Raw genomic sequence first — 24,588 nt, forward strand, 5'->3', positions numbered from 1 at the left:
CGGTCCGGGCCGCGCCTTCCCCGAGGCCTTCCAGGTCGGCGAGACCTGTCACACATGTTCGTGGGAACACTCACCTTCGACCTGCTGCTGGGCGACGTCCACTCGCTCAAGGAGAAGCGTTCGATCGTGCGGCCCATCGTGGCCGAACTGCAGCGCAAGTACAGCGTGTGCGCTGCCGAGACCGGGAACCAGGACCTCCACCGCCGGGCCGAGATCGGCCTGGCGGTCGTCTCCGGCGAAGCCGGGTACGTCACCGAGGTCCTGGACAGCTGTGAGCGGTTGGTCGCCGGCCGCCCCGAGGTGCAGCTCCTCTCCGCGAGGAGGCGCTACCACAACGACGACGACGAATGAGGGCTGTGGAGCCGGCCGGCGGAAGTCGCCGTTCTCACACAGATCAGGACCGAGAGCGCCCGCAAGGCCGGGCGCGGGCCGGTACTTTGGGGCGTGGGCCCCACGGGTGCGCAGCTCGCCCGGGTACCGGGCCCACTGCACGAGGAGGCAACGTGACCGACACCGCAAGGGCGCGCAAGCTCGCCGACCGCATCCAGGTGGTCGTCGCCCAGACCCTGGAACGGCGGATCAAGGACCCGCGACTGGGGTTCGTGACCATCACCGACACCAGGGTGACCGGCGACCTGCGCGAGGCCACCGTCTTCTACACCGTCTTCGGCGACGAGACCGAGCGCGAGGCCACCGCAGCCGCGCTGGAGAGCGCCAAGGGCGTGCTCCGCTCCGAGGTCGGCAAGCAGACCGGGGTGCGCTTCACCCCGTCGCTGACCTTCGTCGCGGACGCGCTGCCGGAGAACGCCCGGAACATCGACGACCTGCTCGACCGGGCCCGCACCTCCGACGCCGCCGTGCGCACCCAGGCCGCGGGGGCGGCCTACGCCGGCGACGCGGACCCGTACCGGGTGCCGGCGTCCGAGCGTGACGACGAGGACGAGTAGTTATGGCGGGTGAGCCGGCGCAGGCCGCCTCGCGAGCCGGAACGACCACGGGGGCGTCCTCCACCAGCACGGTGGAGGGTGCCCTCGCGGCGCTCCCGGGGCCGCGCGCCGAGGAGAGCGGCTTCGAGCTGGTCTGGCAGCAGGTGGTGGCGGAGATCGGGCGGGCCCGTTCGATCGACCTGATCTGCCACATCTGCCCGGACGGCGACGCGCTGGGCTCCTCGCTGGCGGCCGCCCTGGCGCTGCGCGCGCTGGGCAAGCAGGTGCGGGTGTCCTTCGGCGACGACCCGCAGATCGTGCCGGAGTCGCTGGCCTTCCTGCCCGGTCAGGAGCTGATCGTCCCCGCCGCCGAGGTGCCGGACGTGCCCGAGCTGGTGCTCTGCTTCGACGTCGCCGCGCAGAGCCGGCTCGGCCTGCTGCACGACAAGGCCTTCGCCGCGCCCGTCCTGGTGGTGTTCGACCACCACGCCTCCAACCCGGGCTTCGGCACCCACCAGCTGATCGACCCGTCGGCGCCGGCCACCGCGGTGCTGGTGGACGAGCTGCTGCGCCGGCTCGGCGTCGAGCTCGACCAGGCCCTGGCCACCTGCCTGTACACCGGGGTCGCCACCGACACCGGCTCCTTCAAGTACCGGGCCACCACGCCCGCGACCCACGAACTCGCCGGACGGCTGCTGGCCACCGGCATCCGGCACGACCTGATCTCCCGGCAGCTGTGGGACACCTCCTCCTTCGGCTACCTCAAGGTGCTCGCGGCCGCGCTGGACCGGGCCGTCTACGAGCCGGACGCGGCCGGCGGGCTGGGCCTGGTGTGGACCTGGGTGCCGTACCAGGACCTGGCGCTGTTCAGCGTCACCGTCGAGGAGATCGAGGGGCTGATCGACATCCTGCGCCGGCCGGCCGAGGCCGAGGTGGCGCTGGTGCTCAAGCAGGACCCGGACGGCACGCTGCGCGGCTCCTCCCGTTCCAAGGGCGCGGTCGACGTGGCCGCCGCCTGCGCCGAACTGGGCGGCGGCGGGCACGTGTTCGCGGCCGGGTTCAGCGCCCGGGAGGACGTCGACGCGGTGGTGGAGCGGTTCCGGGGTGCGTTGCGGCCCCTCCATTGACCATGCTGTCCTGAGCACCTCCCGCACGTCCCAGAGAAAGAACTCGATGAAGCGCAAAGGCACCGGCCCGGACGGCCTGGTGATCGTCGACAAGCCCGAGGGCATCACCTCCCACGGGGTCGTCGCCAAGATGCGGTGGCTGGCCGGGACCAGGAAGGTCGGGCACGCCGGCACGCTGGACCCGATGGCCACCGGCGTGCTGGTGATCGGCGTCGAGCGGGCCACCCGGCTGCTCGGCCACCTGATGCTGACCGCCAAGACCTACGAGGCGACCATCCGGCTCGGCCAGACCACCGTGACCGACGACCGCGAGGGCGAGGTCACCGCCTCGACCCCGGCGCAGGGCGTCACCCGGGAGGCGATCGACGCCGGGATCGCCGCGCTCACCGGTGAGATCATGCAGGTGCCGTCCAAGGTCAGCGCGATCAAGATCGACGGCAAGCGGTCGTACGCCCGGGTGCGCGAGGGCGAGGACTTCGAGCTCGCGGCCCGGCCGACCACGATCCACTCCTTCACGGTGCACGAGCAGCGCGCGGCCGTCGCCGAGGACGGCACACCGGTGATCGACCTCGACGTCACCGTCGAGTGCTCCTCCGGCACCTACATCCGGGCGCTGGCCCGTGACCTGGGCGCCGGGCTGGGCGTCGGCGGGCACCTGACCGCGCTGCGGCGCACCAAGGTCGGCCCGTACGGGGTGGAGTCGGCGCGCACCCTGGAACAGCTGGAGGCCGCCGTGACCGGCGAGCCCGCCGCGCCGCTGGAGGTGCTGCCGATCGCGCAGGCCGCGGCGGCCGCCTTCCCGCGCTGGGACCTGGACGAGGACTCCGCGCAGAAGCTGTCCCACGGCGCCCGGTTGAAGGCGCCCGGCCTCGGCGTGGACGGCCCGATCGCGGTGTTCGGACCGGACGGGCGCTTCCTCGCGCTGGTCGAGGAGACGGGCGGGCAGGCGAAGCCGGTCGCGGTCTTCGTCGGCTGAGCCGGTCGTTCGTGTGTGAACCCCCGTCGGGAACCCGGCGGGGGTTCACCTTTGCGGGCCCTTCGCCCGAACGGGTGGCATCACCCTCCCGGGGGAGCGCACGAGGTGAACGACCGTGGTGAGCGGCGCGGGGGCGGTGGGGGCGCCGCCCCGGCGGGCAGGCTCCCGGCGGCGAGCGGGCGACGGGCCCGGGCGAGGTCGAGGGGGCGTTCATGCCGGGGTTTGCGGAGACCGATCCGGGGCGGTACCTGCTGCGGATCCGCGACCTCAACGGGCGGCTGCACGGCTTAGGGTTCCTCGCCGACCCGCAGGGCGGGGTGCTCACCGCGCACGAGGCCGTGGCGGGCCTGGACCGGGTGGTGCTGCACACTCCCGGCGGGCAGACCCGGGTGCTCGGCCCGGACGCGGTGCTGCCGCTGCCCGAGCACGGGCTCGCCCTGCTGCGCACCGACGGGCTCGGCGGGCTGCCGGTGCCGCCGCTGCCGGTCGCGGCGGTGGGCGCCGGGCACGAGGTGCTGCTGCCCGCGCTCACCGGGGAGGACGGCCGGGCGGTCGTGCTGCGCTGCGGGCTGCTGGGCGTCAGCGGCGCCGCGTACGGCGGGCACCAGCTCGCCGGGGTGCTGGTGCTGGACGTCCCGGCGGTGGGCGGGGCCGTGGTGCCGGCCGGTTCGCCGGTGCTGGACGTCCGCAGCGGGGCCGTGGTGGCGCTGGCCGCGCCGGCCCTGCGGGGCGGGGCGCTGTCGGCGGCCACTGTCGGGGGCGGGGCGTTGCCGGCGGCCACGGTCGGGGGCGGGGCGGTGGTCGCGGAGGCGCTGGCGGGGCTGCTGGCGCGCAACGCGGCGGCGGTGCCCGGGTACGGGCCCGCGCTGAACCTGGCCGGGGTGCTGCGGCTGGCCGCCTCCCAGCTCGCCGCCGCCGGGGCCGGGCCGGACCGGGTGGCCGGGCTGGCAGCCGACCGGGTGGACCGGCCGGACGGGCTCGCCACCGACGAGCCGGAGGCGACCGTCACCGTCCTGGTCGGCGCCCCCGGCAGCGGGCGCTCCACCGAACTGGCCGCGCTCGCCGTCCGCCGCTCCGGTGGCGCCCGGCCGCTGCCCACCCTGTGGCTGCGCGGCGCGGACCTGCGCGCCGAGGACCGCTCGCTCGCCGAACCGGTCGAACGGGCACTGGCCGCCGCCGCGGCGGAACTGGACGTCCCGGCGCCCGGGCCGGAACAGGTGGCGGTCCTGTGCGCGGCGGCCGGAAGGCCGCTGCTGGTGCTTTTGGACGGCCCCGAGGAGGCCCCGGCCGACCTGGCCCCGCGCTGGCTGCGCGGCGCCGGGCAGTGGCTGACCGGCTGCGGGGCCCGCCTGCTGACGGCCTGCGGCGAGGAGGCCTGGGAACGGCTGGCGGCCGAGCCGTGGGGCAGCGGCACTCCTGGAACCCCCCGCCCGGCGGAACCGGGACGGGACGGCGTACTGGCCAGCGCCCCCACCGTCCGGATGGACGGCGCGGGCCCCGGCGCACCGACCCTGGCCGGGCAGCGGCTGGGCCCGCTGCCCGCCGAGGCGGCCGAAAGGGTGCGCCGCCGCTACGGGCTGCCGCCGGGCCGCCCGGCCGCCGCCGAGGACGCCCGGCACCCGCTGGCCGTACGGCTGGCCGGGGAACTGTGGGCCCAGGGTCTGCACGACGGTCCGGCGCGGCGCGGCGACCTGTTCGGCGCCCACCTGGACCTGCGCTGCCTGCGGGTGGCCCAGCGCCTCGCCGAGGACGGCCGGCCGCGCCGCCCCGGCGCGCACCGCCGGGGCACCGCCCGGCCCGCCGGAGCGCGCCAGCTGCGGGTGCGCCGGCTCGCGGCGGCGGTGGCCGGGCGGGTGCACGAGGCGGCCCGGCGGATGCTCGGCGAGGAGCCGGGCGCGCTGGGCCGGGCGGCCTTCGAGGAGCTGTTCCCGGTCGACGGCGGCTGGGCCACGGCCGTGCTCGCCGAAGGGCTGTTCGTCCCCGCCGGGCCCGGATTCCGCTTCGCCCACGGGGAGTTCGCCGACTGGCTGCAGGGCCGGCACCTGGACCTGGACGCGGCGCTGCGGATGCTGCTCGGCGAGGCCGAGGACACCCCGCCCGGGCCCGAGGGCTCCGGACCGGCCGTCCCCCGGCACCGGATCGGCCCGGTCGCCGCCGCGCTGCGCCGGGTCGCCGAGACCTGGGGCGCGCCCGCCCTCGACCCGTGGCTGCACCGGATCTGGCGCGCGCTCGACCTGCGCCCGCCGGGCAGCGAACCCGCCTGGTGGGCGGCCCGGTTGCTCACCGCCGGACTCGCGGCCAGCCCCGATCCGGTCGAACACCGGGCGCTGCTCGACCAGTTGGCCCGCCGGATCGCCGAACGGGCGGCCGGCGGTCCGGCGCTCGACGGGCCGACTCCCGACGGGCCGGGCCGCTTCGGTCCGGAGTTCTGGACCGGCCTCGGCCTGCCCGTCGAGGCCGAACTCGCCCTGCTGCGCCGTCTGGTGGCCGCCGACGGCCCCGAGCAGCGCTTCCTGGGCGCGGTCGCGCAGCGGCTGCGCGCCGACCCGGTCGCGGTGTTCCCGCTGCTCTGCGCCTGGTTCGACGACCCGGGCGGACTGCCCGGCCGCCCGGGCGTCACGGTCGCCGACCTCGCCCAGGACCTGCTGTACGCCCACCGGTGGCTGGCCCTGGACGAGTTGGCCGACGCACTGGCCGAGGCCGCGCACCCGAGGGCGGACGCCCTGCTCACCGTGCTCGCCGCCGAGGAGCCGTCCGCGCTCTGCCGCGCCGTGGACCGCTGGAGCCACGACCGGCGGCCCGAACGGCACGTCGCGGCCGCCGTGCACGGGTTGCGGACCGCCCCGTACGCCGGCGGGGCCGGGGCCGAACTGCTGCGCTTCAGCGCGCTGACCCTGCTCGCCCGCGAGGACGAACCGGGTCTGCACGGCGCCGCCCTGGCCCTGCTGGTCGCCGACCCGGCGACCCGGGCCGGGCACCTGGACGCCGCCCTCGCCCTGCACCGGTCGGGCGGCGACGCCTTCCTCACCCCGTACGCGCTCGCCCCCGCCCTGGAGAGCGACCCGGAGCCCGTCCTGGCCGCGCTCGCCGACCGGCTGGCGTCCCCCGGCGCGGCCCCCGCCGAGACCCTGCGGGTGCTCGCCGACGCCCGCGCCCCGGTCGCCACCCGGCGGGGCGCCGAACTGGCCGCCCGGCTGCTGCGCGAGCAGCCGGAGCTGGCCGGGCCGGTCGCCGTCGACTACCTCGGCCGGCGCCTGCGGCAGGCCGCGATCGACGGGCCGAGCGCCCGGCTGGAGCTGCGGGTGCTGCTGGGCGCCGCGCTGGCCGCCCGGACGGCGGCGGCCCGTCGGCCGTTCGCCGAGGTGCTGTCCGCCCCGGTGGCCGACCCGGCGGCGGACGCGCTGCGCTGCGAGCTGCTGGACGCCCTGCTCGCCACCGAGACCGACCGGGCGGTGCTCACCGCCGCCGTGGAAGGCCTCGCCGAGCACTGCGCGGCCGAGAACCCCGCCCGGGCCCGCGCCGTGCTGGCCCGGGCGACCCCCGGGCTGGCCGACGCCGACGACCTGCTGGTGCGCTGCGCCGGACGCTCCGCGGCCTTCGCCCAGTTGCTCGCCCAGTGGCCGGGCGACGCCGCGCCGACCGCGCCCGAGGGCCCCCGGCTGGCCCGGATGCGGGCCCTGGTGACCGCCGGACGGGACCCGCAGTACGCCGCCGCCGAGGCCGAGCGGAGCGCCCCGGCGCGGACCCCGCGCACACCGGTGCGCTCAACCCCCATTCCGGTGCCTGAGCCGGGGCAGGCGCATGGCACGCTATAGGGGTTCGGGTTTTGAGCGTTTGAGCGTACCGAGGGTACGCACCGTACGGAACGAGGAGCAGTCGGGTGCAGCGCTGGCGTGGCCTGGAGGAGATCCCCGCTGACTGGGGACGCAGCGTCGTCACCATCGGTTCGTTCGACGGGGTGCACCGCGGGCACCAGTTGATCATCGGACGGGCGGTCGAGCGGGCCCGCGAACTCGGCCTGCCGTCGGTCGTGGTGACCTTCGACCCGCACCCGCGCGAGGTGATCCGCCCGGGCAGCCACCCGCCGCTGCTCGCGCCGCACCCGCGCCGGGCCGAGCTGATCGCCGAACTCGGCGTGGACGCGGTGCTGGTGCTGCCGTTCACCACCGAGTTCTCCAAGGAGTCCCCGGAGACCTTCGTCCAGCAGGTGCTGGTGGACGCGCTGCGCGCCCGGGTCGTCATCGAGGGCCCCAACTTCCGCTTCGGGCACAGGGCGGCGGGGGACGTCGCGCTGCTCACCGAGCTGGGCCGGGCGGACGACTTCGAGGTCGAGGTGGTGGACCTGCAGGTGTGCGGCACCGCCGGCGACGGCGAGCCGTTCTCCTCCAGCCTGACCCGCCGCCTGGTCGAGACCGGGGACATGACCGGCGCCAACGAGGTGCTCGGCCGCCCGCACCGGGTCGAGGGCGTGGTGGTGCGCGGCGCGCAGCGCGGCCGCGAGCTGGGCTACCCGACCGCCAACGTGGAGACCGTGCCGCACAGCGCCGTCCCGGCCGACGGCGTGTACGCGGGCTGGCTGACCGCCCAGGGCGAGCGGATGCCGGCCGCGATCTCGGTCGGCACCAACCCGACCTTCGACGGCACCGCCCGTACCGTCGAGGCGTACGCCATCGACCGGGTCGGCCTGGACCTGTACGGCCTGCACGTGGCCGTGGACTTCCTGGCCTACCTGCGCGGGATGGAGAAGTTCGACTCCATCGAGGCGCTGCTCGACCGGATGGCCGACGACGTCAAGCGCGCGCGTGAGCTGACCGACGCCGGCTGACGGCCGACGCAGAACCGCCGAGGGCCCGCCGACTCCTGGCGGGCCCTCCGTCGTCCTACTGCTGGGGCGGCTGCTGCGGCGGGTAACCGTAGCCCGGCGGCGTCTGCTGGGGCGGGTAGCCGTAGCCGGGCGGCGGCGGGGGCTGCGGGGCCTGCTGCTGCGGGTCGGCGTACGGCTGGGGCTGCGGCTGCGGCCAGCCGTAGCCGGGCGGGGGCGCGGGCTGGCCGGGCTGCGCCCCCCACGGTGCGCCGGGCGCCGGCTGGGGGGCCTGCTGCTGCGGGTCGGCGTACGGCTGGGGCTGGCCCTGCTGGTAGCCGGCCTGCGCCTGCTGCTGCCAGCCGGCCTGCTGGGCGGCCGCCTGCTGGGCCCGGACGATGTCCTCGCCGACCAGGGTGGCCAGCTCGAAGTACGCCTCGCGGACCTTGGGCCGCATCATGTCCAGGTTGACCTCGGCGCCGGCCGCCAGGCTCTCGTCGAAGGGCACCACCACGACGCCGCGGCAGCGGGTCTGGAAGTGCGCGACGATGTCCTCGATCTTGATCATCTTGCTGGTCTCGCGCACCCCGGAGACCACCGTGATGCTGCGCTGCACCAGGTCGGCGTAGCCGTGCGCGGAGAGCCAGTCCAGAGTGGTCGAGGCGCTGGAGGCACCGTCCACGCTGGGCGTGGAGACGATGATCAGCTGGTCGGCGAGGTCCAGCACCCCGCGCATCGCGCTGTACAGCAGGCCGGTGCCGGAGTCGGTCAGGATGATCGGGTACTGGCGGCCCAGCACCTCGATGACCTGGCGGTAGTCCGAGTCGTTGAAGGTGGTCGAGACCGCCGGGTCGACGTCGTTCGCCAGGATCTCCAGACCCGAGTTCAGGTCCTGCGAGGTGAACTGACGGATGTCCATGTAGCTGCGCAGGTGCGGGATCGCCGTCACCAGGTCGCGGATGGTCGCGCCGGTCTGGCGCTTGACCCGGCGGCCCAGGGTCCCGGCGTCCGGGTTGGCGTCGATCGCGATCACCTTGTCCTGGCGCTCGCTGGCCAGGGTCGCGCCGAGCGCGGTGGTGGTCGTGGTCTTGCCGACCCCGCCCTTGAGGCTGATCACGGCGATCCGGTAGCAGCTCAGCACCGGGGTGCGGATGATCTCCAGCTTGCGGGCCTTCTCGGCCGCCGCGGCCTTGCCGCCGAACTGGAACCGCGGCTGCTGGCGCTGCTGCTTGGGCTGGCTGCGCAGCAGCCGGTCCGAGGACAGCTCGACGGCGGCGGTGTAACCGAGCGGGGCGCCGTGCGCGGTCTGCTGCGGGGCGGCGGCCTGCTGGAACGCGGCGGGCTGCGGCGCGGCGGCGCCCTGCGGCGGCCAGGGCTGTGCGGGGCCCGGCGGCTGGGGCTGGACCGGCTGCACGGGCTGACCCGGCTGACCGGGCTGGAGGGGCTGACCGGGCTGGGGCGCGGCTGGCGGCGGGTACGCGCCGGGCTGCGGCCAGCCGCCCTGCCGCGGGTCCACCGGGCCGGACTGCTGCTGCACCGGCGGCGCGGGCTGCGGCTGGACGGGCTGCGGCTGGACGGGCTGCGCGGGCTGGCCCGGCTGCGGCTGGGCGGCCCAGGCGGCCTGCGGGTCCCATCCGGGCTGCGGGTCCTGCGGCGCCGGCCGGCCGGGCTGCTGCTGGGCCGGCGGCTGGGCGAAGTTCTGCGGCGGCACGGGCTGTGCCGGCTGCGGTGCGGCGGCCGGCGCCGGCGCGGGTGCCGGTGCGGGCGCCGGGTAGGGCTGCGCCGGGGCCTCCGCGGCCGGCGGCCAGGTCGCAGCGGCGGGGGCGTGCGGCTGCTCCGGCGTCACGGCCGGAGCAGGGGCCGGGGCGGAGGCAGGAGCCGGGGCAGGGGCCGCCGTCGGGAACGGCACGTGCTGCGCTTCGGCCTGGACGGGCGGGACCGGCGGAACCGGTGCGGGCGCCGCGCCCGACTCGGCCGCCGGAGCCGGAGCCGGAGCCGGAGCCGGTGCCGGGGCGGGAACCTGGGCCGAGCCCTGTGCGGGCACTCCGGCCTGCGGCTGGGCCGCGGGCGCGGGCGCCTGCTCCGCCGCCGGAGCCGGAACAGGAGCCGCGGCCGGGACGTCCCCCGGACCCGCCGGCTCGCCCGCCGGCGCCGCCGCCGGATCCGACTGCACGTACCAGGACGGGGGAGTGTAATCGGGCGCGTCGGACCAGTCGTCGTCGTCCTCCGCCGCGTTGTCGCCGACGTAGACGCCGTCCCGATCGCTGCTCACTAGGGCTCCCTCGTGTTCGCCGCCGCTTGTTCAGCGGTGCCGTTGCCGCAACAAAGACTAGGCCGTTCGGCTGCCCCTGTTGAAGGCGGCTTCGGTTCCGGACCGGGATCGACCGGCCCGGACGCGCCCCTCAGTCCATCCGGCGCGGGCCTCCGAGCACCTGCTGTTCGGCCTGTCCGGCCACCGCCCGGACGTACTGACGCCGCATCCGGGTGGCCCACAGGGTCAGGTCGTCGCCGAGGGTGGGCAGCGCGGCCACGTCCTCCGGCGGCAGGGAGAGCACCCGGCCGGTCAGCTCCGCCTCCTGCGGGGAGATCCGCTGCACACCGACCAGGTCGGCCGCGTTGAGCACCCGGGAGGCGTTCGGCCCCAGGTAGGGCAGCAGGGTCAGGGTGGTCTGCCAGGGCGCGGCGGAGAGCCGGCTGCGCGGTGGGCGGGCGCCGAGGTCGCGCACCACCAGGACCGGCGAGGCCACCGAGGCGCCCTGCGGTCCGAGCCGCCCGACCTGGTGGATCGTCACGCACGGCTGACCGCCGCCCGCGGCCTGCGCCATCGGGCCCCAGAGCTGCGCGCGGGCGGTCTCCACCGCGACCCGGGCGCCGATCGCGGCCGCCCGCAGCGCGATGACCTGCGCCGTCCAGATGCCGCCGACCAGCACCAGGTCGTACGAGCTGGGGCGGAACAGGCCGAGCACCGCGGGCAGTCCCTGCGGGTCGACGCCGATCACCACGCCGTCGTCACCGACCGGGAAGGCCAGCGCGGCGAGGTCGGCGGCCTCCAGTACGTGCTTCTCCCGGCGCGGTCCGCGCAGGCCGAAGCCGGGCAGGATCCGCGGCCTGGTCCGCCGCTGCTCGGCGCCGGGCTGCGGGCCGGGGGCCGGATAGGTCTGGTACGCCATCAGGACGCTCCTCCCAGCGGCAGGGTCGCGAGCATGCCGGGGGCCTGTTCCAGGTCGAGCCGGACCAGGCCGAGGCCGGTGCTCTGCGCCCGGGCCTCCACCTGGCGGCCGACCTGGCCGACCTCGCTCTCGCTGCGCCCGGTCACCCGCAGGTGTCCGCTGACGGTCACCGAGCCGCCGGTGCCGTGCCCGGCGGTGAGGCTGAAGGTGCTGGCCAGCGCGGGGGAGCCGGTGATCAGGTTGACCAGGTCCGGTGCGCCGATCCGGCCGGGGGCGCCGCCGGGGCGGCTGAGCTGCGGCCAGCGGGAGATCCAGTACGTGCTGTGCCAGCGGTCGTCGATCCGCCAGAAGCGGTTGCCCTCCTGGGTGCGGCGGGTGGTGCCGCCGCCGCTGCCGGTGCCCTGGCGCCCGGCCACCGCGATCGGGTTGGCGCAGGTGGCGATGGCCAGGGCGGCGATCAGCTCGCGCTCGTCCAGCACGGTGGCGTTGAACCCGGCGCTGTTGAGTCGCCCGGCCAGCTGGTCGGTGACCCGCTGGAGCGCCTTGCGGGCGCCCTCCTCGCCGCCGCCGCGGGCCCGGACGGCGGTGGCCGCGCGCTCCGGGTCGAGCTTGAGGGCGACCCAGGTCAGCCGCAGTCCGGGGGTGGAGGTGCCGTCCGGCAGCTCGCGGTAGGCGCGGGCGGCCAGCGACTGCTCGGGCAGGTGCGGGGCCGGGGCGGGCTGGGTGTGCTGGACCAGCTGCACCGACTCCAGGGTGATGTCGTCCACGGTGAGCGCCGAGCAGATGACGTCCAGCGGCAGCGGCAGCGCGGTGCGCACCGGGCGCAGCGGCTGGTCCTTGGCCTGGACGAGCAGCACCGAGCTGAGGAAGGTGCCGTCGCCGACCATGCCGGTCTCCCGGCGGACGGGGCGGCCGCCGAAGTCGGCCTCGGTGGCGTGGGTGCAGGTGCGCAGCCCGGGTTCGAGTTCCAGTGCGGGCGCCAGGGCCGGGTCGGTGCCGGGCGGCGGAAGCAGCGTCTTCGCCTGCTTGCGGCGGGACTTGAGGGCGGATCGCACCCGCAGCAGCTCCGGGATGGTGCGGCCGCGCAGCGGGACGAGCGCCAGCACCAGCAGGAGCAGCGAGACCGCGCCGAAGCCGGCCGCGACCGGGCGGCTGATCGTCCAGCCGACCGCGACCAGGGCGGCCGCGACCTCGACCAGGACGATCTGCTGGAGCTTCAACCGGCCGCCGAGCAGCCCGGGTCGGGGGTTCACACGCACCTGGACGGCGCCGCCGGCGCTGCGGGCGCCGCCCGCCGTCGGTGGGCGGACGGCCGCGGCCTCGGCGGGCGGGCCGCCGCGTCGGGCCCGTCCGGACCGGCGCGACCTCCCGCCGCCCGCGGTGCCGCGGCGTTCTGGAGCGGTCTGGCTTGGCATCCCCCGGTGGCCCTCTCTGATCCGTTGTCGCGGCCCGGCTGGCTGGTTCGCGGACCGTACCCGTACCGTACTCACCGTCTGCTGCCGCATCGTAGAGGGTTCGGGCCGGATCCCGCCCGGCGGGTGCGGACCACGGGGCCGGTCGGGCCGACGGGAGGCCGACCACGTCTGGCACACGTCTGACAGAGGGGGACGACGAGGATGGCATCGCGCCGGGACGAGCTGAACGCGTACACCTTCGCGCGCAAACGCACGGTGGGGGCTTTCCTGCTGCCCTCCGGCGGGGGCAGCGACGAGGACGCGCCGCGCCCGGTGAAGGCGGTGCTGCCGAGCGTGCTGGTCGGGGCGGTGGCGGTGGCCGGGTTCGGCCTCTGGGGGGTGTTCAAGCCCGCCGCGCCGCTGCAGTGGGACAACGGCAAGAACATCATCCAGGGCAAGCAGTCGACCACCCGCTACGTGGTGCTGACGGATCCGGACGGCAAGACCAAGCGGCTGCACCAGGTGCTCAACATGTCCTCGGCGCGGCTGGTGCTGCCGGCGGACGCCAAGGTCGTCGTGGTGGACGACGGGGTGCTGGACCGCTACCCCAACCACGGCCCGACCATCGGCATCCCGTACGCCCCGGACAAGTTGCCGAGCAAGGACAACGCCAGCCAGGCGATGAAGTGGGCGGTCTGCGACCGGCCGGGCTCGGACGACAAGCGGGAGACCGTCAACCAGGCGGTGTTCGTGGCGGCCGGCCCGGACGCGGCGGCGCTGTCCGCCAAGGACCGGATGCTCGGCCCGGACCAGCTGATGCTGGTGCAGCAGGCGGACGAGCAGCAGGTCTCGACCTCCTCGGGCCAGTCCGCCGGGGGCGCCGCGCCGGTGTTCCTGGTCGACGCGCAGGGCCGCAAGCACGTGATCGGCCCGAAGTCGGACGACAAGGAGCGCAAGGCGCTGATCACCGCGGTCTTCGGGCCCAACGCGGTGCCGCAGCGGGTCAAGCGGGAGTGGCTGGACACCCTGGTGAACGCCAGCCCGATCGCCTTCCCGGACGTCAAGGGGATGACCGACACCCAGGGCGCCAACTCCGGTGTGAACCTGGGCAACGCGGCGGACCGCCGGATCGGCCGGCTGGTGCACTACCAGGACCGCAACTACGTGGTCGGCAAGGACAGCCTCTTCCTGATCACCCCGTTCCAGGCGGAGCTGATCCGGCAGAACCCGGCCTACCAGGTGCTCTACAAGTACGACCAGGACAAGCGGCCGCGCAGCGACGACATGACCCCGGACGACCAGTCCAGGTTCAACACCGACGTGAAGCTGCCCGACACCCCGGACGACTGGCCGCTGAAGTCCGGTGCGCCGGTGAACAACTGGCAGGACCGCCAGGACCCCCGGCTGGTCGTCTGCAGCACCTACGACGGCATGGCCGAGGACGGTCGCACGCCCAAGCGCAGCGTCTGGGCCGGGACGTCCTACCCGGCGGCGTACAACAACGGCGCGGGCGCGGCGTACGTGACACCCGGCCACGGCCTGTTCTACCGGGCGGTGGACAACGCGCGCGGCGGCAACCAGCCCGGCGGCCAGCCCGGTGCCAACGGTCCCGGTGCCAACGGTCCCGGTGCCAACGGGGCCGGTGCCAACTCCCCTGCGCCCGACGGCTCCGGCACCGACTTCCTGATCACCGAGACCGGCCTGCGCTACTCCGTCCCGGCGAACAGCGACGGCGGCCACGGCCCCAGCCCGACGCCGGGTGCGAGCGGCGCCGCGAAGACGCCGGCCCCGCAGCAGGGCACCCCGAACCCCGGCCCCGGAGGCCAGCCGACCCAGAACCCGGACGACCAACCCGGCGGCAACCAGGCACGATTGGGTTACCAGAACGTCCAGCCGCTGCCGGTACCGAAGGAGTGGTCGAACCTGGTCCCGGCCGGTCCGCCGCTGACCGCGAAGAGCGCCGCGCAGCCGCAGAACGCCTGACCGGCCGGGTCCTGCAAAGGAATTGGTCCCAGTGTCATGGTCTGGTAACTACTCAGCGCTCGATGTTGGGTGAGTTGCGTGTGCCGACTACAGTGCTGCTCGACATCACACGGGTGATGTGGCGGCAGGGCCCTGGGGGCTCTCCGTACACACAATGTTTGTCTCATGGGGGATGGTGGAGCATGAGTGACGGCCAGTTCACGGTGACCGCACAGGAGATGATGGACTTCGCCGGAAAGATCGAGACGGCGATCGGTCAGATCGAGGCGGAGCGCTCGGCGCTCCAGACGACGGTCGACAACATCACCGGCGGATGGAAGGGCCAGGCGGCCGACGCCTACAAGTCCCTGCAGACGCAGGTCAACGAGGACGTCAAGAAGCTGAAGGAGTCGCTGACCGCGATCAAGCACGCGATCGAGCTGACCACCAAGCACTACGCGAGTGCCGAAGAGGAGCAGAAGGCGCTGTTCGGCCCGCAGGGCTGATCGTCGAGCTGATCACCACTCTGTTCCGACCGTCCACCCGCCGGGGCGCCCGCGGCTGAGTGCCGGGTGCTCCGCATCCTCGTCAAGGAGACATTGTGTCCGACCACATTCTCGTCAACTTCCAGACCCTGCACCAGGCGTCGCAGGACGTGCAGAACTCGGCCAACAAGATCGAGAGCATGCTGTCCGACCTGCGCAAGGAGGTCGTCAAGATCTCCCACGGCTGGCAGGGCCAGGCCCAGCAGGGTTACAACGCCCAGCAGGCCAAGTGGGACTCCGCCGCCCAGGACCTGAAGGACACCTGCGCCAAGATCTCGGGCTCGCTGGAGAGCGCCGCGCAGAGCTACCAGCAGACCGAGAAGAAGAACGCCGGTCTCTGGCAGGGCTGATCAACCGTTCCCGGACGGGAACGGCAGGGGCGGGTACCCGGGCTTCCGGGCACCCGCCCTTCGGCGCGTGGTGCGGCACGGGGTGGAGAACATGAGGGGTGGCAGGGTGTCCGGACGCGGGTTCCGTAGGACGGCCGCGGCGCTGGCCGCGCTCGTGGTGCTGGGCGGCCCGCTGACCGCCCCGGCGTACGCGGACGGGCCCGGGCTGGCCTCCGCCGGTGACTGCCCCAGGCCCGCGCCCGATGTGCAGACCGTGCCGTGGTCCCTCCAGCGGCTGCTGGTGGACGAGTTGTGGCAGGGCGGGAAGACCACCGGCAGCGGCGTGCGGGTCGCGGTCATCGACACCGGGGTGGACGACGGCAACCCGCAGCTGGCCGGCAAGGTGGACGCGGGCACCAGCCTGCTGTTCGACAAGCAGAACAACAAGCCGGTCGAGGGCACCTCCAAGAACGACACGGTCGGCCACGGCACCAAGGTGGCCGGCATCATCGCCGCGAGCCGCAGCGACCGGACCGGTTTCGTCGGACTGGCCCCGGACGCCAGGATCTACGCGATCCGGCAGAACGACAGCGAGGGCAACGGCGACGTCTCCACCCTCACCAAGGCCATCAACGAGGCGATCGACAACCACGTCCAGGTCATCAACATCTCGCAGGACGTGCGCGGCGCCGGCGACGCCCGGTTCGGCGGCTACGCGGACCTCAAGGCCGCCGTCGAGCGGGCCGAGCAGAACAGGATCGTGGTGGTCGCCTCCAGCGGCAACGACGGCAAGGAGGGCGACACCTATCCGGGGGCCTTCCCGACCGTGCTGTCCGTGGGCGCCTCCGACCGCAACAACGAGCGCGCGCCGTTCTCCCAGTACGGCTCCTTCGTGAAGGTCGCCGCGCCCGGCGTCGAGATGCTCTCCACGGTGCCCGGCGGCGGCCAGTGCGTGGACAACGGCACCAGCTTCGCCGCCCCGTACGTCTCCGGACTGGCCGCCCTGCTGGTCGGCGCGCACCCGGGCTGGACACCGGCCCAGGTGCGGGCCTGGATCGAGCAGAGCGCCCAGCGCACCGAGCGCGGCCCCAACGAGTTCATCGGCTGGGGCGTGGTGGACCCGGTCAAGGCCGTCACCAAGGCGCCCGAGAACCCGCCGTCCGAGGCCGTCCCGGACGCCCCGGTGCAGCTGGCCTCCGCCCCGATCGTGCCGGCGCCGGTCGGCCTCGGCGAGACCCAGGCCGACCGGGACGGCCGCACCGCCACGTACGTGGTCGGCGCGGGCGCGCTGCTGGTGGCCCTGCTGATCGGCGGGGGCGTCGTGCTGCGCGACCACCGCCGCAAGTCCGCCGACTGAAGAACCCGCGGAACGCCTGTAACACCGGCGCCCGTTCATCGCATCCATCAGGTGTCAGGGGCACACGGACGCGGGGGAGCGGCGGGCGATGGGGTGGATGAGGGGTGGCCGCGAGGCCAAGGACGCCGAGTTCCTGGAACTCGTCTCCAGCCGCACCGGCCATCTCTACCGCTCGGCCTGTCTGCTCACCAGCGGCGACACCCACTACGCCGAGGACCTCGTGCAGGAGGCCCTCAGCCGGATGTACGTGCTCTGGCGGCGCAGCGCCTTCACCGGCGGCCGGAACCGGATCGAGAACCCGGCGGCCTACACCCACACGGTGATGGTGCGCACCTTCATCGCCCAGCAGCGCCGCCGTTCCAGCGGCGAGCGCCCGACCGAGACCCTGCCGGAGCGGGCGGGGGACGACGCGGACAGCAGTCTGCGGCTGACCCTGCTCGACGCGCTCGGGCGGATGTCGGCGAAGGACCGGGCGGTGCTGGTGCTGCGCTACTGGGAGGACCGCAGCGTCGAGGAGACCGCCGAGGTGCTGCGGCTGTCCTCCGGCGCGGTCCGGACCAGGACCACCCGGGCGCTGGCCCGGCTGCGCACCCTGCTCGGCGACTCGCTGGCCGAACTCGCCGCCCGCTGAAACGTCCGGCGCGGCGGGAACGCCCTGCCCGCCCTTCTTCCTCTGGCCCTTCCGCGACGCAAGGAGACGGTGATCCGCCATGTCCGAGCCGGACAAGTTCGAAGACGATCTTCTCTACGCCATCACCCGCACGGGTGAGGGCTTCCGCCCCGACCAGGCCGACCGGTCCGGGATGGTCGCGGGCGGGTACCAGCGCGGCCGCCGCCGCTGGCGCCGCCGCTCGGCCGCCGCGGTGGTGGGCGGTGCCGCCGCGCTGGCCCTGGTGGGCACCGGTGCGGTGTACCTGACCGGCAAGGGTGCGACGTCCGGCGGCACGGCCACGGTGGCCGCGGCCTCCGGCGGTGCGGCGTCCGGCCCGACGGCCTCCGGCCCGGCCGTGACCCCGGCCTCGGCCGCCACGCCCAGCGCCAAGGCGGTCACCGGCCCCGAGGTGCTGGCCGCCTTCCAGGCCCTGCTGCCCAAGGGTCAGGTCACCGACGGCCAGGGCACCGGCACCGAGCCCGCCCCCGGCAAGCCGGGCGGCGGGGGCAACGCGGGTGCCACCCTGATCTTCGACGACGGCCAGGGCAAGGCCGCGATGGGCATCTCGCTCAGCCGCCTGGCGCCGAACGCCCCCGGCCGGGCGCAGAACACCTGCCCGGACAAGAAGCTGGTGCCGTACGACGCCTGCACGGTGAGCAGCCTGCCGGGCGGCGGTTCGCTGACCGTCTTCCAGGGCTACGAGTACCCGGACAGGCACGTCTCCACCAAGTGGTGGAACGCCAAGCTGATCGGCAAGGACGGCCGGCAGATCGAGCTCTCCGAGTGGAACTCCCCGGCCGAGAAGGACGCGCCGGACAGCCGGCCGGCCCCGCCGCTGTCGCCGGACCAGCTCAGGGCGATCGTCACCGACAAGTCGTGGGACCAGGTCGTCGCCGCGATCCCGGAGCCGCGGCCGGTGAAGCTGCCGGACACCGGCAGGGAGTACAGCGCGCGGGAGATCCTGGAGACCACCGCCGGGCTGCTGCCGAGCGGGCTGACCGAGACGGAGACCGGCGGCGACGGCTCCGGCTACGCCAACTTCGTGCTCGACGACGGCAAGGGCAAGTCCCTGGTGCAGCTCAACGTGCAGGACTGGAGCGGCGGGCGGGACTCGGGGGCGCTGTTCGGCGACGCCCGGACGCTGCCGGACGGCACCAGGGTGGTGGTCCGCAAGGAGGGCGGCAACCCGGGCATGTGGACCGTGGACACCCTGCACCCGGACGGTCTGCGGGTGGTGATCAGCTCGTTCAACAGCGGCACCCAGAAGACCCCGGCGACCCGCAAGGCGCCGGTGCTGACCGACGACCAGATGCAGGCGATCGCGGCCGCCCCGGTGTGGAAGCTCAAGAAGTAGCGCTCACGGACGTGGCGGTGCCCCGGGCCTTGGGGGAGGCCCGGGGCACCGCCGTGTGGGGGTGGGGTGGGGGATCGGGGGTCAGTCCCGCTGGTCCTCGGGGAGGCTGATCACCCAGCGGGTGGCCTGCCGGGGGCGCAGGTAGAACAGCCAGTAGAGGGTGGCGAGGGCGGTGATGCCGCCGGTCCACAGCAGCGGTTCGGCGTCCAGCTGGGTCATGACGTAGACCAGGACGACGATCAGCAGCACGGGGACGGCCGGCCACAGCGGCATCCGCCAGGCGGCGGCGTGCTTGTGGTGGCCGCGGCGGGAGAGCAGCGAGGCGACGGCGACCAGCAGGTACATCGCGGTGACGGCGACGCCGGTGATGTTGCTGAGCAGCTCGCCCTTGACGAAGCAGAGCGCGGCGCCGGGCAGGCCGACGGCCAGGGTGGCGATCCACGGGGAGCCGAAGCGGCCGAGGGTGCCGAAGGCCTTGTTGACCGGCTCGGGCCAGGCCTTGTCACGGGCGGAGGCGAACAGCACCCGGGAGTTCTGGATGACCATGACGATGCCGGCGTTGATGATGGCCAGCGCGATGCAGAGGCTGATGAAGGTGCCGACCGCGGAGTTGCTCCAGGCGGTGACCATGCCGGAGATGTCGCCGGAGGTCAGGCTCTGCAGGTCGGGGGCGCCCATGGTGATGGCGGCGACCGGGATCAGGATGATGGCGCTGGAGAGGCCGAGGGTCCACAGCACGGTGCGGGACACGGTGCGGCGGGGGTTCTCCAGCTCCTCCGACAGGTAGACGGCCGTGGAGAAGCCCTGGGTGGCGAACAGGGCGATGCCCAGCGCGCCGATGATGGCGCCGATGCCGACCGGGCTGGCGGCGCCGCCGTCGGTGGAGACCAGGCCGTGCAGCAGGCTCGGGTGGTGGGCGTTGGTGTGGGCGAAGCCGAGCACCGAGACCACGCCGGCCGCGATGACCTCCAGGACCAGGAAGATTCCGGTGATCCAGGCGTTGGCGCGCAGGTCGAGCAGGCCCGCCAGGGTGGCGGCCAGCATCACGGCGGCGCCGGCGATCGGCTTGTCGATGTGCAGGACGGGCGCCAGGTAGTCGGCGGTGCCGAGGGCGATGACCGAGGGGACGATCATCACCACGATGAGCGACTGGATGAAGACCAGCCAGCCCGCGAGCCGCCCGGCCAGGGTGCCGACCATCGCGTACTCGCCGCCGGCGCTGGGGATCAGGGTGCCGAGCTCGGAGTAGCAGAAGGCGACCGCGATGCAGAGCACCGAGCCGATGGCGACGGCCAGGGCGGTGGCGCTGCCGATGCTGGAGAACAGCTGGGGGACGATCACGAAGAGCGTCGAGGCAGGGGTGACGCAGGACAGCGTGAGCAGCGTGCCGCCCACGACGCCGATCGAGCGCTTGAGCTGCTGGGGCGCGACCCCGTCCGCCGTGGCGGCTACGTTCTGTGGCGGGCGAAGCGTGTCGGTCATCTGGATTCCGATCGGCTCTGTGCGGTCCTGGGACGGGAGCGGTATCGCCTCCGCTGGCTGGTTGCTCGGGTCTTATCCGGTCGCTCCCGGGCCGCAATGGAACCTTGGGCGTATTGATCGCGTCAACGCCGGAACTGCTTCGGAATCCGTTGCGTCGAAGGGCATAAACATGCGATCCGATGATCACTTAGTGTCATGGCGCCGTTTGTCCGACTTGTTACTTTGGCTTCATCAGGCATGAATCAAAGGTGAATTCCGCATTGCGCGCCGCCATTCAAAGGCTGCGGTTCGAGCGGGGGGCGACACCCCAGGTGCCTTGGGGGCGTACGGCAACTGCCCGGGCGGGTACGGGAACCGCAGCCCCGACCCGGAAAGATCTAGGTAACGTTTCAGAACCTGGGACGCCGAAGGGGTCGGACTCCGTGGAGTCCGACCCCTTCGATCACCGTCCGTAGCGGACGGTCCGCCGGTGCGGCCCGGTCACTGCACCGGCAGCCAGCCCGTCTGGACCATCTGGCCGTTGGTCGCGCGGCGTGACACGTAGATCCCGCGGCCCGGCGGCAGCGCCTGCGGCTTGACCGTCCCCAGCAGCGCGCCCTCGTCCCGGTTGCCGGAGAGGATGACGCCCTGCCCGCCCAGCTCGCGCATCCGCTGCATCACCGGCTCGTACATCGAGCGCCCGGCGCCGCCCGCGCTGCGGGCCACGATCACCCGCAGGCCGATGTCCCGGGCGAACGGCAGGAACTCGGCCAGCGGCGCCAGCGGGTTGCCCGAGCTGGTCGCGACCAGCTCGTAGTCGTCGACGATCACGAACATGTCCTTGCCGCTGTACCAGCTGCGGTTGCGCAGCTGCTCGGCGGTCACGTCCGGGCCGGGCAGGCGGCGGGCGCAGGCCCCGCGCAGCATGTCCACGACGGCGGCCATGGACGGCTGGGCGGCCGCGTACTCCACCAGGTACTCCTGCGGCACGGTGCCCAGCAGCGCGCGCCGGTAGTCGCCGACCACGATGCCCGCCTGGTCCGGGGTGTAGCGCTCGGTGATCTGCTTGATCAGCATGCGCAGCAGCGCCGACTTCCCCGACTCGGTGTCACCGAACACGATGAACAGCGGGTCGGTCTCGAAGTTGACGAACACCGGCGCCAGCTCGGCCTCGTCCACGCCGAAGGACAGGCCGCGCTCCGGGTGCTCGAAGCCCTTCGGCAGCGAGTTGCCGTCCAGGACGGACGGCAGCATCCGCACCTGCGGGGCGCGCGGGCCGGTCCAGGCCCCGTCGACCGCGCTGACCAGCCCGGCCACGCCGTCCTGCAGGTCCTCCACCGAGGAGGAGCCGTCCAGCCGGGGCAGGCCGCCGAGGAAGTGCAGCCGCTCCGCGGTGATGCCGCGCCCGGCCAGCGGCGGGACGTTCTGCGCCACCCGGCGGTCCACCTCGGACTCCATCGCGTCACCGAGCTTCAGCTCGACGCGGTTCTGCAGCAGGTCCTTCAGCGCCGGGCGCACCTCGGCGTACCGGGCCGCGGTGATCACCAGGTGGACGCCGTAGCCGAGGCCGCGCTGGGCGATGTCGCCGATCACCGGCTCCAGCCCCTCGAACTCCTGCTTGAAGGTGTTCCAGCCGTCGATCATCAGGAAGACGTCGCCGAAGGCCTCGTCGGGCAGCTGCCCGGCCGCGCGGCGGGCCCGGTACGTCGCGATGGTGTCGATGCCGGTCGCCCGGAACAGTTCCTCGCGCCGGTTCATCACCCCGTGCACCTCGGAGACCATCCGGCGCACCTTGTCCACGTCCAGGCGCCCGGCCACCCCGCCGACGTGCGGCAGTCCGGTCAGCGACTGGAAGCTGCCCGCGCCGAAGTCCAGCAGGTAGAACTGCACCTCGCGCGGGGTGTGGGTGAGGCCGAAGGCGGCCGTCATGGTGCGCAGCACGGTCGACTTGCCCGAGCGGGGGCCGCCCACGATCAGGCCGTGGCCGGCCGCCCCGGAGAAGTCGACCTCCAGGATGTCGGTCTTCTGCTCGCGCGGCTTGTCCACGATGCCGATCGGCGCCCGGAGCCGGCCGCCCGGGTAGCCGGGCGCGGTCAGCCCGCGCTCCGGGACGGCCTGCAGCGGCGGCAGCAGGTGGTCGATGCTCGGCGCCTCGTCCAGCGGCGGCAGCCACACCTGGTGCGCGGCCGGGCCCTGGCCGGCCATCCGCTGGACGAAGACGTCCAGCACGGTGTCCACCAGCGCGTCGTCCTGCTCCGGGGCCTGCGGCGCCTCCTCCTCCACCGGCTCCGGCGGCAGGTCGACGAAGGCCGAGGTGAACACGACCGGCTGGGCGTTGACCCGCCGCCCGCCGGTCGACCGCTGCTGGCCCGGCGCCCGGTACGGCCCCGAGACGTAGGCGGCCTTGAACCGGTCCATCACGTCCTCGCCGAACTTCAGGTAGCCCACGCCCGGCACCGGCGGCAGGTGGTAGGCGTCCGGCACGCCGATCGCCGCCCGCGACTCGGCCGCCGAGAAGGTGCGCAGACCGATCCGGTACGAGAGGTAGGTGTCCAGGCCGCGCAGCTTGCCCTCCTCCAGGCGCTGCGAGGCCAGCAGCAGGTGCACGCCCAGGGAGCGGCCGATCCGGCCGATCTGGATGAACATCTCGATGAAGTCGGGCTTGGCGCTGAGGAGTTCGGAGAACTCGTCGATGATCAGCACCAGCGAGGGCAGCGGGTCCAGTGCCGCGCCGGCCGCCCGGGCCCGCTCGTACTCGTGGATGTTGGCGTAGTTGCCGGAGCGGTGCAGCAGCTCCTGGCGGCGGTGCAGCTCGCCCTCGATCGCGTCGCGCATGCGGTCGACCAGGGTGAGCTCGCCCTCCAGGTTGGTGATCACCGCGGAGGTGTGCGGCATGTCGGCCATGCCGAGGAAGGTCGCGCCGCCCTTGAAGTCGGCGAGCACGAAGTTCAGCGTCTCCGAGGAGTGGGTCATCGCCAGCGCGAGCACCAGCGTGCGCAGCAGCTCCGACTTGCCGGAACCGGTCGCGCCCACGCACAGGCCGTGCGGGCCCATGCCCTCCAGCGCGGCCTCCTTGATGTCCAGGTAGACGTGCTCGCCGTTGGCGCCGACGCCGATCGGCACCCGCATCCGCTCGTGCTGGGCGCGCGGCCGCCAGCTGCGCGCTACGTCGAAGGAGCCCGGGTCGCCCGAGTTCATCATGTCGGTGAAGTCCAGGTTGGACAGCAGCGGCTCGTCGTCCCCGCCGGCCGAGGCCCGGTACGGCGCCAACTGCCGGGCCAGCGCCTCGGACTGCCACAGCGAGAGCAGGTCCGGCTTGCCGGCGTACGTCGCCCCCGAGGCCGAACGCAGCACCAGCTCCTGCGGGTTGACCGTCACCATCAGGTGCCCGCTCGGCTCGTCCACCTCGCCCGGGACGACCTCGATGACGGTCACCCCCTGCACGCCCTCGGGGCCGGCCAGCACCGAGTCGTGCGGCACCCCGGCGCCGTCCATGATGACCACCAGGTGCGGCTGGTCCGCCGCGGGCGCCGCGTCCCGGACGAAGCGCTGGCGGCCGGACAGCTCGTCCTGCAGCAGGTACTCCAGATCGCCCAGGTCGTGGGCGCTCAGCCGGCGCGAACCCGCGCCGTCCGCCTCCTTGCGGTGCTGGTTGTGCGGCAGCCACTTGGTCCAGTCCCACTCCTCGGCCGCGCCGGGCGCCGCGGCGACCGCGATCAGCAGGTCGTCCGGCGAGTGGAGGGTGGTCAGCTGGGCGATCATCGCGCGCACGTTGCCGTACACCGAGTCCGGGTCCCCGCACACCGTGATGTGGTAGAACGCCCGCAGCGAGACCGCCAACGGCAGGTCCTGCAGGGTGCCGTGGGCCTTCAGGAAGGAGTGCATCGCGGCCGCGGACAGCGGCTCCAGCTCGTCCATCGGCGCGGTCTGCGGCGCCACCAGCGGGGTGGACAGCTGCACGGGCCCGAGGCCCACCCGGATCTGCGCGAAGTCGCCGTCCCCGGTCCGCCGCTCCCACAGCCGCCGGCCGTCCTCGACGATCGACCACAACTGGTCCGGTGCCGGGTTCAGGAACAGCAGCGCACCGCGCTGGCTCTCCGCCGTGCGGCGCACCTGGCGGCGGGTCTGCTGCAGGTACTTGAGGTAGTCGCGGCGCTCGTCCGCCATCGCGGTCGAACCGCCCTTGCGGGCCCGGACGATCTGGGCCAGGGCCATGCCGACCGTCGAGACGATCATCAGACCGCCCATGATCTTCATCGGGGCGGCCGCGCCCGGCGAGAAGAAGAACACCGCCGAACCGCCCATGCCGAGCATCGGCAGGATGCTCATCAGCCAGTCCTCGCCGCCGTGCCGGGGCAGCTCGGGCGGACTGACCAGCTCCACCGGCTCGTCCGGCACCGTCGGCGGGTACGCCCTGGCCGGTCGCTTGACCATGATCACACCCATGCGTCATCCACCCCGCGGCGTCGATCGATCACTTCGGCATCAGCCCTCACGCGACTGCGCCCGCTCCGGTACGGGGTCACGAGACTGA

The 24,588-nt window shown here is 74.1% G+C and carries 17 protein-coding genes; 12 read left to right on the top strand and 5 right to left on the bottom strand.

Annotated elements, in window-relative coordinates; genetic code table 11:
- Positions 1-54 precede the first annotated feature (54 nt).
- The 6 genes from ACZ6Z8_RS36010 (at position 55) to ACZ6Z8_RS36035 (ending at position 7,854) form a co-directional block, all read left to right on the top strand.
- Positions 55-351: a DUF503 domain-containing protein gene (locus ACZ6Z8_RS36010; RefSeq protein WP_030289887.1), complete on the top strand. Its 297-nt coding sequence runs from the start codon at positions 55-57 to the stop codon at positions 349-351.
- Positions 352-503: 152 nt separating this feature from the next.
- Entirely contained in the window at positions 504-947 is a 444-nt protein-coding gene (rbfA, locus tag ACZ6Z8_RS36015) for a 30S ribosome-binding factor RbfA (RefSeq protein ID WP_465614216.1), read from the top strand.
- Positions 948-949: 2 nt separating this feature from the next.
- Positions 950-2,053: a DHH family phosphoesterase gene (locus ACZ6Z8_RS36020; protein ID WP_465614217.1), complete on the top strand. Its 1,104-nt coding sequence runs from the start codon at positions 950-952 to the stop codon at positions 2,051-2,053.
- Between the two features lie 46 nt (positions 2,054-2,099).
- The gene (gene truB, locus ACZ6Z8_RS36025; RefSeq protein WP_465614218.1) at positions 2,100-3,029 is read left to right on the top strand and encodes a tRNA pseudouridine(55) synthase TruB; all 930 of its coding nucleotides are present in this window, start codon (positions 2,100-2,102) and stop codon (positions 3,027-3,029) included.
- Between the two features lie 212 nt (positions 3,030-3,241).
- The gene (locus ACZ6Z8_RS36030; protein ID WP_465614219.1) at positions 3,242-6,844 is read left to right on the top strand and encodes a serine protease; all 3,603 of its coding nucleotides are present in this window, start codon (positions 3,242-3,244) and stop codon (positions 6,842-6,844) included.
- A 65-nt stretch (positions 6,845-6,909) separates the two neighbouring features.
- Entirely contained in the window at positions 6,910-7,854 is a 945-nt protein-coding gene (locus ACZ6Z8_RS36035) for a bifunctional riboflavin kinase/FAD synthetase (protein WP_465614220.1), read from the top strand.
- Between the two features lie 55 nt (positions 7,855-7,909).
- Here ACZ6Z8_RS36035 and ACZ6Z8_RS36040 read toward each other — a convergent pair whose 3' ends face one another.
- The 3 genes from ACZ6Z8_RS36040 to eccE form a co-directional block, all read right to left on the bottom strand.
- A complete protein-coding gene (locus ACZ6Z8_RS36040; RefSeq protein ID WP_465614221.1) occupies positions 7,910-10,102 on the bottom strand; it encodes a MinD/ParA family ATP-binding protein in 2,193 nt (730 codons plus the stop codon).
- Positions 10,103-10,232: 130 nt separating this feature from the next.
- Positions 10,233-11,000 (bottom strand): hypothetical protein, encoded by a 768-nt coding sequence (locus ACZ6Z8_RS36045; protein ID WP_465614222.1) that lies wholly within the window; start codon positions 10,998-11,000, stop codon positions 10,233-10,235.
- Complete coding sequence (eccE, locus tag ACZ6Z8_RS36050) at positions 11,000-12,253, bottom strand: type VII secretion protein EccE (protein WP_465614223.1); 1,254 nt, start codon at positions 12,251-12,253, stop codon at positions 11,000-11,002. Before eccE ends, ACZ6Z8_RS36045 begins: the two co-directional genes overlap by 1 nt.
- A gap of 363 nt (positions 12,254-12,616) precedes the next feature.
- Here eccE and ACZ6Z8_RS36055 point away from each other — a divergent pair, with 363 nt between their 5' ends.
- The 6 genes from ACZ6Z8_RS36055 to ACZ6Z8_RS36080 all read left to right on the top strand — a co-directional run bounded on the left by ACZ6Z8_RS36055 (position 12,617) and on the right by ACZ6Z8_RS36080 (position 18,593).
- Positions 12,617-14,377, top strand: a complete 1,761-nt coding sequence (locus ACZ6Z8_RS36055) for a type VII secretion protein EccB (RefSeq protein WP_465614224.1) — start codon at positions 12,617-12,619, stop codon at positions 14,375-14,377.
- A 182-nt stretch (positions 14,378-14,559) separates the two neighbouring features.
- Entirely contained in the window at positions 14,560-14,862 is a 303-nt protein-coding gene (locus tag ACZ6Z8_RS36060; RefSeq protein WP_465614225.1) for a WXG100 family type VII secretion target, read from the top strand.
- A 95-nt stretch (positions 14,863-14,957) separates the two neighbouring features.
- Positions 14,958-15,251 carry a WXG100 family type VII secretion target gene (locus ACZ6Z8_RS36065; protein WP_465614226.1) on the top strand — a complete coding sequence of 98 codons (294 nt, stop codon included), beginning with the start codon at positions 14,958-14,960 and terminating at the stop codon, positions 15,249-15,251.
- Positions 15,252-15,357: 106 nt separating this feature from the next.
- A complete protein-coding gene (mycP, locus tag ACZ6Z8_RS36070; protein ID WP_465614227.1) occupies positions 15,358-16,587 on the top strand; it encodes a type VII secretion-associated serine protease mycosin in 1,230 nt (409 codons plus the stop codon).
- A gap of 97 nt (positions 16,588-16,684) precedes the next feature.
- Complete coding sequence (locus ACZ6Z8_RS36075) at positions 16,685-17,218, top strand: SigE family RNA polymerase sigma factor (protein ID WP_465614240.1); 534 nt, start codon at positions 16,685-16,687, stop codon at positions 17,216-17,218.
- 79 nt (positions 17,219-17,297) lie between these two features.
- A complete protein-coding gene (locus ACZ6Z8_RS36080) occupies positions 17,298-18,593 on the top strand; it encodes a hypothetical protein (protein ID WP_465614228.1) in 1,296 nt (431 codons plus the stop codon).
- Positions 18,594-18,674: 81 nt separating this feature from the next.
- On the opposite strand, the gene ACZ6Z8_RS36085 is transcribed toward ACZ6Z8_RS36080, so the two are convergent.
- Together ACZ6Z8_RS36085 and eccCa are read right to left on the bottom strand one after the other, a co-directional pair.
- A complete protein-coding gene (locus ACZ6Z8_RS36085) occupies positions 18,675-20,075 on the bottom strand; it encodes an APC family permease (RefSeq protein ID WP_465614229.1) in 1,401 nt (466 codons plus the stop codon).
- Between the two features lie 480 nt (positions 20,076-20,555).
- The gene (gene eccCa, locus ACZ6Z8_RS36090) at positions 20,556-24,500 is read right to left on the bottom strand and encodes a type VII secretion protein EccCa (protein WP_465614230.1); all 3,945 of its coding nucleotides are present in this window, start codon (positions 24,498-24,500) and stop codon (positions 20,556-20,558) included.
- Positions 24,501-24,588 lie beyond the last annotated feature (88 nt).

It is taken from the genome of Kitasatospora sp. NPDC101108 (assembly GCF_055584725.1).

Excerpts from the sequence above, each read along its gene's own strand:
- ACZ6Z8_RS36010 (WP_030289887.1), top strand. The coding sequence starts at position 55 with ATGTTCGTGGGAACACTCACCTTCGACCTGCTGCTGGGCGACGTCCAC.
- ACZ6Z8_RS36020 (WP_465614217.1), top strand. The coding sequence starts at position 950 with ATGGCGGGTGAGCCGGCGCAGGCCGCCTCGCGAGCCGGAACGACCACG.
- truB (WP_465614218.1), top strand. The coding sequence starts at position 2,100 with ATGAAGCGCAAAGGCACCGGCCCGGACGGCCTGGTGATCGTCGACAAG.
- ACZ6Z8_RS36030 (WP_465614219.1), top strand. The coding sequence starts at position 3,242 with ATGCCGGGGTTTGCGGAGACCGATCCGGGGCGGTACCTGCTGCGGATC.
- ACZ6Z8_RS36045 (WP_465614222.1), bottom strand. The coding sequence starts at position 11,000 with ATGGCGTACCAGACCTATCCGGCCCCCGGCCCGCAGCCCGGCGCCGAG.
- ACZ6Z8_RS36055 (WP_465614224.1), top strand. The coding sequence starts at position 12,617 with ATGGCATCGCGCCGGGACGAGCTGAACGCGTACACCTTCGCGCGCAAA.
- ACZ6Z8_RS36060 (WP_465614225.1), top strand. The coding sequence starts at position 14,560 with ATGAGTGACGGCCAGTTCACGGTGACCGCACAGGAGATGATGGACTTC.
- ACZ6Z8_RS36075 (WP_465614240.1), top strand. The coding sequence starts at position 16,685 with ATGAGGGGTGGCCGCGAGGCCAAGGACGCCGAGTTCCTGGAACTCGTC.
- ACZ6Z8_RS36080 (WP_465614228.1), top strand. The coding sequence starts at position 17,298 with ATGTCCGAGCCGGACAAGTTCGAAGACGATCTTCTCTACGCCATCACC.
- ACZ6Z8_RS36085 (WP_465614229.1), bottom strand. The coding sequence starts at position 20,075 with ATGACCGACACGCTTCGCCCGCCACAGAACGTAGCCGCCACGGCGGAC.
- eccCa (WP_465614230.1), bottom strand. The coding sequence starts at position 24,500 with ATGGGTGTGATCATGGTCAAGCGACCGGCCAGGGCGTACCCGCCGACG.